9 protein-coding genes, 1 tRNA gene and 1 pseudogene are annotated in these 14,371 nt (G+C 44.9%); all 11 read right to left on the reverse strand.

The window, feature by feature from the left end; genetic code table 11:
* Positions 1-64: 64 nt before the first annotated feature.
* Entirely contained in the window at positions 65-1,336 is a 1,272-nt protein-coding gene (locus BLQ79_RS04775; protein ID WP_091364418.1) for an S-layer homology domain-containing protein, read from the reverse strand.
* A gap of 966 nt (positions 1,337-2,302) precedes the next feature.
* On the reverse strand, positions 2,303-3,556 hold the full coding sequence (locus BLQ79_RS04780; protein WP_091364420.1) for an S-layer homology domain-containing protein: 1,254 nt from the start codon (positions 3,554-3,556) through the stop codon (positions 2,303-2,305).
* Positions 3,557-3,850: 294 nt separating this feature from the next.
* Entirely contained in the window at positions 3,851-5,248 is a 1,398-nt protein-coding gene (locus BLQ79_RS04785) for an S-layer homology domain-containing protein (protein WP_091364421.1), read from the reverse strand.
* Positions 5,249-5,841: 593 nt separating this feature from the next.
* A complete protein-coding gene (locus tag BLQ79_RS04790) occupies positions 5,842-6,279 on the reverse strand; it encodes a HutP family protein (protein ID WP_091364423.1) in 438 nt (145 codons plus the stop codon).
* A 41-nt stretch (positions 6,280-6,320) separates the two neighbouring features.
* The gene (gene tyrS / locus BLQ79_RS04795) at positions 6,321-7,583 is read right to left on the reverse strand and encodes a tyrosine--tRNA ligase (protein ID WP_091364425.1); all 1,263 of its coding nucleotides are present in this window, start codon (positions 7,581-7,583) and stop codon (positions 6,321-6,323) included.
* Positions 7,584-7,624: 41 nt separating this feature from the next.
* On the reverse strand, positions 7,625-9,007 hold the full coding sequence (locus BLQ79_RS04800) for a Na+/H+ antiporter NhaC family protein (protein WP_091364427.1): 1,383 nt from the start codon (positions 9,005-9,007) through the stop codon (positions 7,625-7,627).
* A 15-nt stretch (positions 9,008-9,022) separates the two neighbouring features.
* Positions 9,023-10,432: an amino acid permease gene (locus BLQ79_RS04805; RefSeq protein ID WP_091364429.1), complete on the reverse strand. Its 1,410-nt coding sequence runs from the start codon at positions 10,430-10,432 to the stop codon at positions 9,023-9,025.
* A gap of 114 nt (positions 10,433-10,546) precedes the next feature.
* The gene (gene tdc, locus BLQ79_RS04810; RefSeq protein ID WP_091364430.1) at positions 10,547-12,394 is read right to left on the reverse strand and encodes a tyrosine decarboxylase; all 1,848 of its coding nucleotides are present in this window, start codon (positions 12,392-12,394) and stop codon (positions 10,547-10,549) included.
* A 445-nt stretch (positions 12,395-12,839) separates the two neighbouring features.
* A tRNA-Tyr gene (locus BLQ79_RS04815) sits at positions 12,840-12,924 on the reverse strand.
* Complete coding sequence (locus BLQ79_RS04820) at positions 12,925-13,767, reverse strand: MerR family transcriptional regulator (protein WP_091364432.1); 843 nt, start codon at positions 13,765-13,767, stop codon at positions 12,925-12,927. It lies immediately after the preceding tRNA gene.
* Between the two features lie 332 nt (positions 13,768-14,099).
* A pseudogene (locus BLQ79_RS04825) lies at positions 14,100-14,371 on the reverse strand (IS256 family transposase); the annotation flags it as partial.

A 14,371-nucleotide genomic window follows, 5' to 3' on the forward strand; every position in this document is an offset into this window, starting at 1 on the left:
CATTCAAAAAGGATGCCCTTTCAGGACACCCTTTTTCTTTTTTATGCAAATTCCACTTTGTCTATTAGAACAGGAAGTTGAATGTTACAGAGTAGGAATCGCTCGGATCGGCTACATTGTCAGCCTTAGCTGCAAATGCGTATTCACCGTGGAGAACTACGTTCTTTTCCAGTGCTACATCAGCCATTGCATTCCAGAATCTTACGTTGGTAGCGCCATCCTTGGAGAATGCCAGGAGGGTGCCGGTGGTGAGACCGGTGTCGCCGAAGTAAACATCTCTGTCAACATCGTTATATGCCACATCGAGCTGCCAGGTTCCCGGAGCCTTTGGATTTACGTGGCCATAGCCGAGACCTGCATTCCATGCGGTGTCATAGTCGGATGAGGTAGTGGTGTTCTTCCAGTATTCACCGAATACACGGAAGTTGTTGAACGGAACGTTGAGGGAAGCTCCCAGCAGTTCAGCGTTGTCATCGCCAGCATGCCAGCCAGTGTTCAGTGTACCTGCTTCGTTTTCATCACCGGTAAAGCGGATGTAATCCACGCCGAGTGTGGAGGTACCGATATTGGTACGGCCCTGAGCGAAGAATGCATCATGATCCTTTACGCCGGAAGAGCTTGCATTGAAGCGGCCAAAGCCTACGTTGACATAGGAATCCTGGTCAAAGTTAACGCGTGCCTTTACACCATCCAGGCCCCTGGCATCACCGAAGAGCCAGCCTGCCTGGTCACCAAATACTACGCCTACGCGGCCTGCCTGTACATCCACAGCATTGCCAAACTGATGATCTACATAGAGAGCATCCATGTAGGTGCTGTCGGTGGAATCATCATCTCTGAAGTTCATATCCGTTCTAAGACGGCCTACTACGCGGGTATTGTCATTAACCTGCGCGGATGCCTGAATACGCATACGGCCATCCCACTGGTCGCCCTTGTTGCCGCCGAAGTCAATGTAACGAACACGAGCATCACCGGACCAGGAAATATTGCCTACCTTGTTTTCCAGGTTGGATACGCGAACGCCCAGATTATCCAGTTCGTCAGCATATTCGCCAGCGAGCTTGTCAATGGTAGCTCTCTGTTCCACATTGAACTGATCTTCGTTAGCCATAAGGCGAGCGATGATCTGTGCCAGTTCGTAACGGGTAATATTTCTCTGACCGCGGAAGGTGCCATCCGGATAACCTTCTACGATGCCCTGGTCGGACAGCTGGGATACCGCCTGGTAAGCCCAGTCAGAAGTGGAAACATCAGAAAATGGATTAGCTGCATAAGCAGATACGCCTGCAGCCAGAGCTGCTACGGCAGCTGCGACTAAAGTTCTTCTAACCATAAAGTAACTCCTCCTGAAACTACTTTCTCTTACACCAATTAAGGAGCTGCTTTATCTAATGCATGAGTGTCCTGGTTTCCTCAGCATAAAACATTCCTCCACATACCCCAAGGGATTTCTGTGTGTTGGCACTAATGATAGCGTTTGAATTCATTGTTGTGAATATATCTATAGGTTATGTCAATCCATGGTCTCCATTCATATCAGAATTACCGAACAAAGCATATCAAATTTTGATTCTAATCCAATTGGATATCAGACCAAACAAACCGTTGAAGAACCAAAGACCGCAAGAAGCCTATTGGATTCTCGAGTGAAGGATTCTACGAATAGCAGCCTTTATGGAAAGACAGGGCTGTCCATAGTATGGAAATCAAAGATTTCATAATTCTATGAACTTACAACCAATGACGACAAGAACCTTGTCGTCATTCCCCCTTTCTCTCCAGAACGGGAAACGTTTCGCAATCTTTCCATTCGTACAACTTTTTGCTTTCTTATTCTTTATAAGAATACCTTCCGCTCCCCCCTGCAATCAGTAAGAATTGCACGGCCCTGAACCGAGGACTTGCCGACAGCAAACAAACTTTGCGGCTTTTATCCTTTCTCTCCAGAGAGGAAAACGTGCTGCATGCTTCCGTTAATTACCTTTTGCATTCTTAACGTATAATGCGGAAACAGGAATACCGCCAGGTAATGTATCTTCCTGTTTATCATTACGCTGATGAACAAGTACAAGCAAGCCCATTAAACTCTTCCTTTATGGAAATCTTCAGTAACAATTCTTTGTTGTCGTGCCCATGAAGCTCCACAAATACTAGCTTCATGGGTATTAAAAAGCACACGAAATATCCTATAGCCCCTATAACCCGTCTTTTCAGTAAAGAACGTAATAATTTGAGCAACAAAAAAGGAATCTCTTTCGAGATTCCTTTTTCAGACTAGGTAAGTAATCGAGTTTATCGATTAGAATACGTAGTTCAGGGATACGGTTGCGAGATCATCGTAGTCAGTGCTGGTGCCATGAGCCTTAACGTCGAAGTCGTATTCGCCGTGGAGTCTTACGTTCTTAGCTACAGTTACATCAGCAGCTGCATTCCAGAACTTAACTCCAGTTACATCCTTATCCTTGAGAGCGTCCAGTGCGGAAACATCATAGGTGTAGCCGCCGAGAATAGCATTCTTTTCAGCGTCAACGCGAGCTACGCTTACACGGAAGGAGCCTACGCGAGCATCATCCTGGTGGCCATAGCCGAGACCTGCGGTCCAAGCGTCCGGATCACCCTGAGCATCGCTGTTCTTGAAGTAGTCGCCGAATACATCGAACTTGTCGGTGAGGCCGATGGTCAGGCCGCCGCCGTAAACTTCAACCTTGGACTGATCAGCACCCTTGATGTAGTCGAGGGTATATGCGAAACGGCCAGCAGCGCCATTAATCTGAGCATAGCCATATTCAGTGTTCTTCTGATCACCGAGATTAGAGTTCCACTTGTTATCCCAGTCAGCGAAACGGCCGTAACCAGCGGTGAGGCTGAATGCGTCGTTAGCGGTGTAGGTTGCTTCAGCGCCCTTAACTTCGCTATCGAAGAACATACCAGTCTGGCCAAAGAATTCAGCATACTTACCAATGTTTACGCCAACATGGTTGCCGAAGTCATGGTGTACATACAGTCTCTGCATGTAAGTATCGTTGTCTTCGTCGTTATTCTTGAAGTCCATGTCGGTGCGGAGCAGACCTTCAACGTAGGTGCTGTCGTTAACCTGAGCATGAGCGTTGATTCTCATACGGCCGTTGAAGTTGTCATCAGCATGGCCGAGCTTATCAGAATCATAGGACTGATCCCACTTCATACGAGCGTCGCCGGACCAGGAGATGTTGCCAACCTTAGCTTCGAGGTTGGATACGCGAACACCGAGGTTGTCCAGTTCGTCAGCGTATTCGCCAGCGAGCTTGTCAATGGTAGCTCTCTGTTCAGCGTTGAACTGATCTTCGTTAGCCATCAGGCGAGCGATGATCTGAGCGAGTTCATAACGGGTAATGTTTCTCTGGCCACGGAATGTGCCGTCCGGGTAACCTTCAACGATACCCTGGTCGGACAGCTGGGAAACTGCCTGGTAAGCCCAGTCAGATGTGGAAACATCAGAGAATGGATTTGCTGCGTATGCGGACACGCCAGCGGTCAGTGCTGCTACGGCAGCGATTGCGAGAATCTTCTTCATAGTAGATACTCTCCTTTGAATAAATTTGCCCTTTTTTATTCCGGAGTCTATAGAAAATTCAAGCTCGAGTGTCCTGGTTTCCTCTGCCATTTTCTATTTTCTCCATCCACCCATTCGTGAGGGCATCACAAATCAGCTATAGTCATAATATATGAAAATGCGAAAAATGTCAATAACAGGACACTATGTGTTTACTTATAACATAGTTATAACAGGATATAAAGAAATTGATGAGCCGAAGGCTTGCTGTCTTTGCTTTTACCTGTGTTTTAGCCGCCCTTGAGCATCCGCTCATCAAAACGTATACTGCAGGCTTACCGAGGCGAGGTTGTCTCTGTGGTCATCTTCGTCTTTGGCAGAAATGTGGAATGCGTATTCTCCGTGCAGGTTTACATTCTTCGTCAGAACTACATCTCCTTTTGCAAGCCAGAAAGTCAGCTTCTCTGTAGATGTTCCCCGCAGTATAGGCTCCACGATAAGGTATCCATCATCCGTTATCCCCAGAAAATCTGGGTTTATCGATCCCAATCCTACACTTCTGTCCAGTACGTCGGACACGTCCAGAGTTGTCCCGGCAATATAGGATCCATCTTCAGCACTCACATACTGTGTGGAGAAACGGCTGGTCCCCGGCTTATTTAAATCGGTATGTCCCCACTGGAAACCGGCTGTCCAAAGCACCGGTTTCCCTTCATATTTGACATTCTTATAATAGTCACCAAATACAGAGAAATCCTCATCCGCCCGAAGTGTCAGGCCGCCACCCCAGATACGTGCAAAATCCTTTACTTCCAACGCTGGAGCAGATACTCCATAAGGCGCCAATAATTCATTTATGGCCTCTTCCGTATCTTTTCCAAATGCATCCCCGACGGTTACCCGACCGTTTCCCTGATAATATTCTACATTGTAGGCGATGCTTCCATTATCTCCGGAAATACGACCATAGCCTACTTCCACGTTACCCCAGTCTTTAAATCGGCCATAACCGGCGGTAAACTGCAGGTTATCATTGGCCGTATAGGATGCTTCCAGACCGCGAACCTGTCCGTCATAGAAGAGCCCAGTCTGGCCGCTGAATTTATCAAATTTCCCCAGTTTCAGGCTGGTGCTATCTCCAAAGGTGTGCCGAACATACAGGTTGTCCATGTACGTATCCGTACTATTATCGTCTTCGCCTGTATGCATAAAATCCATATCGGTGCGGAGACGGCCTTCTACGTAAGTGGAGTCATTGACCTCTGCATGGGCGCGGATGCGCATACGGCCATCAAAGGCACTGTCTTTCTTTCCCTCCCAGTCATATCCCTGCACCATACGCATACGGGCATCGCCGGACCAGAGCACATTTCCGATTCGGGATTCCAGAGTGGATACACGCACTCCCATAGTATCCAGTTCATCCGCCAATGCATAGGCCAGTTTTTCAATAATTGCGCGCTGTGAAGTACTGTACTCATCCTCTTTGGCCATCAGCCGGGCAACAATCTGTGCCAGCTCATACCGGGTCACATTCTTCTGTCCCCGGAACGTCCCATCCGGATATCCATCCACAATTCCTTCATCCGAAAGATCCGCCACCGCCTGATAAGCCCAGTCCGATGAAGATACATCCGAAAATGGATTGGCTGCACCAACCGAACCACCCAAAACACCAGCCAGCAAAACTGCCAGCACTACACCCTTCTTCATCCTGTCCTCCCTGTAAAAATAAAGTTTTAAAACCATAACGTAAATACCTTTATCAACGTATCATATTATAAACAATTTGTAAATGTAAACTTCGTAAAATCATTAAGATTACATTTGGGCATGTATAGAGATGAGCTGGAAGCTCATAGGCTGTGGCTTAACATGAAAAGATAGGTAAGAGGGGATGCGAAAAATTTTTATAAAGGATATATGTAACATCCTTCTGTTTTCCCGTGTTCTAACAAAGTGGTATCAACTATAGCTCTGCATAAGCGATGCATGCTGATTGTGAGCGTCATTACATTCCTCCAAATCAGATGCCCTGCTTACCACCAGACTGCTGTGGCAGTCTGCAGACAATCAGACTTCAAACGGAAAACATCAGCATGCTTTCCTATGCTCGAGCAGAATGGAATTAACCATGAAGTGGAGCTTACGGGCTGTAAGCCTTTGGTCTGGGACGATGACTTAATGCGAAAGATAAACAGGCACAATAAAAATAAGGTGAGAAGCTGCATTCTTCTCACCTTATCTGTCCACTAACTATATGAGAACTAAGTGTTCTCTGTTAAAGATTTTACTACCCTAATCGCTTATTCATTCGGTACAGCGCGATGTGCCAGGTATAATCCGACTTCGTTGAAACTCAGTAATCCGATTTCAGCAAAAAGTGCCACGCAAAGATGTTCCTGGTATCTTACGAGCGCAATCTTGCCTCCCACGTTGAGTCCAGCCGCCTTGTGCATAAGTGCAAGCAATACTTCATGACAGGCTCCAATGACATTTCCCAGTTCAACATGTGTTTCCTTTACCAGGTTGCACCGCTGTGCCGCCACCGCGGCATGACTCATCACTTCCGAGATGATTTTGTCTACCGGGCCGCCAAAATCAACCGCCGCCGCATGGATATTCATACTCTGAAGCTCAGATCTATACTCCATTTCTTCTTCCCGCGTGGTCGTTGTGGCCAGTCGTGTAGCAACTCTTGCAATATCCGCAGAACCAAACTTACTTTCAAGGCTAATAGTCATGATTAAACTACCTCACAAAACGCTTATACTATACCTACTAATTATTTACGTGCTTCTACACCAACCAGGAAATAGTTCTTCTTACCTCTCCTGATTACTGCATACTTACCGTCAGTATTAGGATGAGCACAAACTTCTTCTGCCGCATCCTTTACCACCGTTCCGTTAACAAGAATAGCTCCATTAGCTATATCTTCTCTCGCCTGTCTTCTGGAGCTTACGATACCTCCATCAACAAGCACATCCACAATATTCATCGGCAAAGAGGACACAGTAACATACGGCATCTTCTTAAATGCGCGTTCCAGTTCCTTGCCGGTGAGCTCCATTATCTCGCCGGAGAACAGGGCCCTGGAAATCTGTTCTGCTTCACGCACTCCTTCTTCCCCATGAACAAAACGTGTAACTTCTCTTGCCAGGGTACGCTGTGCTTCACGCTGTTCCGGATGCTGCTTAACCGCCTCTGCCAACTCTTCAATTTCTTCGCGGGACAGGAAGGTAAAGTATTTCAGATACTTCACTACATCCCGGTCATCCTGGTTAAACCAGAACTGATAGAATTCGTACGGAGAAGTCTTTTCCGGATCCAGCCATACCGCACCACCAGCAGTCTTGCCAAATTTAGTTCCATCCGCCTTAAGCATGAGTGGAATAGTCAGTCCATAAACCGGTGTATTGGCTCCTTCTACCGTATGGATGAGATCTATACCGGCTGTAATGTTTCCCCACTGGTCAGCGCCACCAATCTGCAACTGAACTCCGTAGGTATCATACAGATGCTTAAAATCAATAGACTGAAGAATCTGGTAGGAGAATTCAGTGAACGAAATACCTGTGTCTCTGCGGCTGGCTACCACATCCTTGGCCAGCATAGTATTGATGTTAAAATGCTTGCCATAGTCTCTCAAAAAGTCCAACAGGGAAATCTTTGAAAGCCAGTCATAATTGTTTACGAAGGTGATATTGTCTTCCCCTCCAAACAATCTTGTAAGCTGCGCTGTCAGGCATTTTACATTATGCTGTACCTTTTCCATAGTCTGCAGTGTTCGTTCTGTCTTTCGACCTGATGGATCCCCAATCGTACCGGTACCACCGCCAATAAGCATATACGGATGATGTCCGGCCATCTGGAATCGTTTTAAGATCATAAACGGAATCAGATGCCCAATATGCATACTATCTCCCGTAGGATCTACACCACAGTACAGTGAAATACTCTTATTCGCACAAAGTTCATACAGATTTTTTTCATCTGTCTGCTGATTAATTGCGCCTCGCCAGGTTAATTCATCAATAATATTCATCTTTTTCTCCTACTCCCCCGGTTTTACCGGGTAATACTCCATCAAGCCGCTTTCTTTTTGCCCATTGTCAGTGCACTGACCACAATCGTAACAATCGGCGTCAGCAATGGATAGAAGGAATACAGCACATATGCCGTACTACGCAGGCCTAATGTACCTACAATGAAAGTACCGCTTACACCCCAGGGAACTACGGCATTGAACGCTGACCCTGAATCAGCCAGAGTTCGCGTCAGCACGGGCATATCCACATTCAGTTTCTTATACAGAGACTTAAATGTAGATCCTGGGAGAATAATGGAAAGATACTGCTCCCCAACACTGAAATTGATAAGCAGGCTTCCCAATGCGGTAGATATTACCAACTTTGTCCCGGAAGTTACCAAATGGGACAAGTGTGTAACCAATGTATTAACTACTTCAAGCTTTACCAGCAGACCACCCATAGCCAGAGCCAGGATAATCATTGAAGCAGCCCCCATCATACTCATGATTCCGCCTCTGCTCAGAAGCGTATCTACCGTTTCAATGCCGACATTGGATACATAACCAGTCATAACATACTGGGGAATCAACATCAGCTGATCGGTTGATGGGTGATAAATACCATAAATGCCAAATGCCGTTATCGCACCAAGGAGCAAAGTGGGGATTGCCGGCAATCTGCGCCATGAACATACCAATATCACTACGATTGGAAGTAACGCTACTGGTGAAATCAGAAACGCGCCTTTAAGTGCTCCCACCATGCCATCAATCAACCCTTCATCCATATTGGCTGCTCCTCCATCAAGGAATGTATAAGCAGCTATACAGATAATCGCGGTGGGAAGTGCGGTTTTAAAAACACTTTTCAGATGAGTTGTTAATTCAATATCACCAATTGCTGCACAAAGATTTGCAGTATCCGCTAATGGCGAAAGGTTATTGGCGCAGAACGCCCCGGATATAACCGCACCAGCCACATATTCAGGTCTTATCCCCATCAATGTGCCGATGGTCATCAGCACGATACCCATTGTGGAAATCGTAGTAAATGAGCTCCCTACCGTAATCCCAACTACAAGGCATATAAGAAAACTCATAACAAGGAAATGATTAGCTGAAAGGATCTCGCATCCATATACAACAATAGTTGGAATAGTTCCTGCTGCAATCAGACTGGATACCAGAACACCAATCAGCATAAAGATAATTAATGGAACGATCCCTGGTGATATACCTTCAGAAATCCCTTTGTGTATTTCATCCCAGGAATATCCTTTCCATTTTCCCCAGAAACATAAGAAAACAAAAACCATGAGAATTGGCACGTGGGGCGGCATGTGTCCAATAATAATACAACTGCCCAGACAGCCAATCAGGAAAAAAAGTATCAATACGGATTCAAGCAGCGTCGTGCGAGGTTTCGTTTCAAGTTCCATAATAATTACCTTGCCTTACTGCAGTTCACTGGAATCAGGTATCCATTCCGGTTTCTTGTTAGCATAAATAAAGAGTGGAATGAGAATCAGTACTATACTGCACAGACTGACGATACAGGTATCGCGGAACGAGGAAGTAAGAAGTGTTGTTCCTGCCGCGAAAATAATGCCAGCTACTTCGAGAATAGCCGCAATCCACGCCTGAACATTTCCCTTTCCAGGTCCACCAAGTTTATACGCACGTTCTGCATCCGGACGCATATATCTGAGCTTTACAAACGCAATAGCAATCAGAATGTATACGAAGCAATACACAATGGTTGTAGAATTGGTAAGAACAAGGAATACACCATTTACATCATCAATGAATGCGAACAACAGTGAAAACAGGGTGATCATAATGGACTGTGTTAATACGACATTCCTGGATACTCCAAACTTATTAACCTTATGGAATCCCAGCCACTTCGGTACCATTCCCTGCTTGGCAATAGCTGTAATCGTCTTGGATGGACCTGTTACCCATGCAGACAGCTGCAGCATAACGCCGAAAAACACCATGAATCCGAAAACATTAACGAAAATACTTGGAATACCAAGAATCTGACATTCAATAGCAATCGGCTGTGTAATGTTAGCCAATTCAATGGTTCCCTTTGGAACAATGTTCGCAACGAGAAGACCATTCAGCAGATTAATAGCAATAAGTCCAAGTACAGAAATAAATACACCCTTAACGTACTTTGCCGGTTCTTCCATTCTTGGTACATATACAGAAGACATTTCAATACCGACAAAAATAAATACAATGGCAGTTAAATACTTTAATGTTTCAACATTACTCAAATCCGGTACCAATGCTGACCAGGAAAAGGTTCCCAGATAGCCGGTATTGGTAATACCAATCTTCATACAGGTCAGAGAGCCCAGAACCAACAACATCAGGCATGGAATGTAAACACCCAGCCAAACCCCGATGGAACCACCGAACTTAGCCATATCGAACTTAAGATTTAAGGCCGTAATAATCCAGTAAATAACAACAATACAGCCAAAGACAAACCAGTGATTATTAGCAAGCACAGGATCTCCAATAGCGTTACCGAAATTCGGTCCCAGGGTACTGGCAACCATAACCATGCCTGGGAACATCTGTGCCCATACGATCCAGGCGGTAACAAAGCCCCATTTTTTACCAAGGCCTTCCTGTACCCACAGCTGGAGTCCGCCTTCCCCTGGATACATGGATGACAATTCACCACACATTGCTGTCATAGGCATAGCTACAAAAACAATGGCAAAAAGCAGATACGGAACCAGCTGCCAGCCAGCGGCTGCCAGTGATGGAATACTACGAACATTCGCACAAAGTGCCATGGTAACACCGACGAATGTCCAGAAAGACATTTTAGTTTGTGCACTCATGATATACATTCTCCTAAGCAATTGAGTTTATACAGGAACAGGATGAGGGGGAATCCCCTGGATTCTCCCTTTCCTGTAAGTTTTTAAACCATTTTCTATTTCAATCTCTGAAAATTACTTAACAATCTTCGCGAGAGTTCTTTCAATAGAATTCTTAATGCTTGTGCAGAAGTATTCACAAGTTTCCGGATCTCTCATGTATGGAGTCATACCAGAGCATCTCAGAATGGTAATCTTGCCTACACGGTTCCAGTCTTCCATGGAATATCCAAGTTCCTTAGTTACAAATGGAACCGGGCTATCGCCATAATCCGGCTTAGCAAAGTCGGTATGGGATACCAGGAAGTCCTGCTGATAAAGGTCTACGAGGCCGGAAGAAGTTACTTCCCAGAACTTTCTGTTCAGTTCATTGTTTTCTTCCAGAGTTGCGCCTTCCATATGGAATACATAGTCAACCATGTTGAAGTCCGGAGCAGTGAGCATCTTAGCGGTAATAGTCTTGCCGTTTACCTTGAATGTGCGGTCCTTCATGAAATTATAGAAGTTGCGGGCACTTTCAATGGATGCGCCAATCAGACGACCATAGCCGGATACGTTCAGTGGAAGAACGCGATGTGCTGTCCATACAGCGGCAGCAGTTGCACCAGCCTTGGAACCTTCCAGAATGTAAGAACCAAGGAGGGATGGAGCCTTGGAAGCCTTATCAATTACATATGCTGCAAAGTAACCGATAACAGCGCGCATATTCTTGTCCTTAATGGCAATACCACCGGCAGAGTATGGGATATACCCCATCTTATGCGGGTCAACGGTAGTAGATTCTGCTTCACCAATGGCCTTATATGCATCATATACATCACGGTCAATCTTGAAGTTCTTATCTTCAAATACATCGTATTCATTGAACTTGCTATTCAGTTCTTCATACGGAATGAAGTTGGAGTTTTCATCGAGGAACAGAGCGCGCGCATAAGAACCATATGCCGCATCGACATGAACATAGAAGTAAGTTCCCTGTTCTTCATAGAGCTTCTTACGGAGGGCAATAATCTGATCAATGTGGTCGACCTGGCCTTCTTCGGTTGTGCCTACTACGCCAACAACACACATAATCGGAATATGTTTAGCAGCGAGATCGCGGATTGTCTGTTCCAGAACATCAATCTTCATACGGTAATGTTCATCAACCGGGATGGATACTACATGATGATGGCCAATGCCCAGTACATCAGCCAGCTTCGGCCAGGAATAGTGCTTGGTCTGTGGAACAATCAGAACACCCAGCTTATCAATACCGCCAACACCGCGTGCGGAAGCTTCCTTGATTTCGTCCAGCTTATCCATATGGGACAGCATAATCTTAACGATTTCTGCAGTTGGCATATTCAGCAGTTCCCATTCGCTCTTGCCCTTTACAACTTCTGGGATAACCTTAGCGAAAGCCAGCGGCATGGACTTGAAGTTACGTGCATACCAGAGACCTTCCATATTTGCCGGTGTGCCGCCCGCGGTCAGATGACCCCAGCCTTCATTGCCATATCCGCACAGATGGGAGAAATCCATACCGACTTCTTCTTCCATCTGGGAAGTTGCCGGAGATGCTTCATACGCTACGTTATTACCATTCCAGAGCATAGCGAAATTGTATGCGAGCTGTGCTGGCATAAGGGTTTCAGAATTCATCTGAGCCCAGTAACGGCCAGCAGAGTGCCACGGAACTGCGGATGCTCTCAGACGTCTGGAAACTTCTTCCAGCACACATTTAGTCTTGGTTACTGTATTCTTGAAAGATGGCTGTTCCTGATCAGCCGGTGTAATGAAGGATGGGTCGGTTGGGATATAATTCTTTCTCCAGCCCATATGTTCATCAATTAAATCGGACAATACTGCCTTATACAGGTCACCATTTTCAGCTTTCGGTCCAATAAACAGAGATTTGAGATTGATATTTTCTTTAGACATAGTCATTTCCCTTTCTAACAGCAACAAAAAACAGATAAATAAAAAACTGGAAATTTTTATGATTTCCAGCTAATAGATTCCTTAAGATAATGCGTATCACCAACCAACTGTCGGTTCCTAATCATTCACACATACCATTCCATACATTACGCACATCTCAACAATCCACTACTTCTTCTATTCTTCTTTGCTGCCAGACTCCCTGACTACACGATTGTTTTTGGGCATCTATTAGACTCATTCGTGAACCTTATCGGTTCAAATCTATTTTGCCTACCTTACTGCTTGAAGTCTTCCATCCGACTTCAGGCTCTTCTGATTTTCCACATCACCCCTTTCCATCTAAATAACTGCATATTCTCCTTATGTGCCAAAATGGCTATATACCAAAATGGCTATATAATAATCCATAAGACTTCTCCATATGTCTTATGAAATTATTAACTGGTGGACGGAGTAGGATTCGAACCTACGAAGGCTATGCCGGCAGATTTACAGTCTGCTCCCTTTGACCGCTCGGGAATCCGTCCTTATTCAACAGGAACTCTTATTTCCGTTATGAATGACTCATCTTTCTTACCTATGTCGTACCCACCCCGATGAATTTCCTGTGCTGCACCTGCGGCTTTCAATCTTCTTGCCTTCATCCACTGCTGTATCTGCCTGTAATATTCAGGTGCCTTTTCATTGCCACCAGGATAGGTAATACTCACATATTTCTGCGCAGGAATTTCATGAACTTTTTCTTTTTTCCCGAGCAGGTATTCTTTCCGTTCATCTGAACTGTTAAGAATAAGAAAGACCTGATCATAACAGAGAAAAGATTCCTCCTCTAGTAATTCTTTGCTTAGCCCAATCCCTATATTCGCCGTATCAGTAAGTAACTGCTTATACAGAGGCTTCATCTTCCTGATGTATTGTCCCCAGTCAAGATGTTTTCTTTCCTGAATTCCTGAGGCGACTGGCAGAATCAAACATGCCTTTTCCTTCTGATAGCGGATGCGGCCAAGACTATTGTTCAGTACACCATTTATCTGATTGACCTTATCCTTCAACTTATGCTGAAGACTTAGTATTTCCCTCTTTTGTCTCTCCAGTGCTGCCTGCTGTTCATTAAGCATGTCCAGCAGATTTTCAACCTGAGGATTATGGAAATACTTTGCGATACGTTCAAGAGGAATATCCATGGTCCTTGCAAACCGAATAAGGTTCAGATGTTCTAACTGTTTGACTCCGTAATATCGATATCCGCTGTCCGAATCTACGATTTCCGGTTTTAACAGTCCGATCTTGTCGTAATATCTGAGAAGTTCTACGCTCAGATGGTACATCTTTGCCACTTCTCCTATTCGAAGTAATGAACCTCGATTCATATACCAAGCCACCTTCCTCTTTTGTTAATCGCCTACCCTTCTACACACAAGTCTTATTCTACTTCCGTAATATAAATATCGAATCAATCAAGAATCAGTGATTCAACTCAGGACCCATTCCTAAGTTGCCTATATCATAGTACCTGTAGCAATTACTGAGTCAACTCAGGACCCATTCCTAAGTTGCCTATATCATAGTACCTGTAGCAATTACTGAGTCAACGAATATTTTTAGATTTAGTTTATCTTGTTATAAGATATATATTTTATAGTTTATTGTGAAAAAGTCTAATATATCCTATTTAGGGTTATAGGACAAAACGTGTTGGTTTTTAGTCCCAGTAAAAGCTAATATCAAGGTCAGTTTTATGAAGCTCTCCCCAGACAATAGCGTCTCCCCATGTGGGGATTGAATCCTCTAATCTACTTCGTTCATTCATGGTATTATATATATCGGAAATACTTTTATTGGTCGGCATAACCTTTAGTATTTCTGCGGGTGAAAGCGGTTTCGGTGAGTGCATGTAGCACCACCAGAAAACCGCTTTTATTCTTTTTTCAACGGATAATCCTCTGTGCTGTCGAAGCATTGCACGTAGTTGGG

It is taken from the genome of Dialister histaminiformans (assembly GCF_900103425.1).
GTDB lineage: Bacteria > Bacillota > Negativicutes > Veillonellales > Dialisteraceae > Allisonella > Allisonella histaminiformans.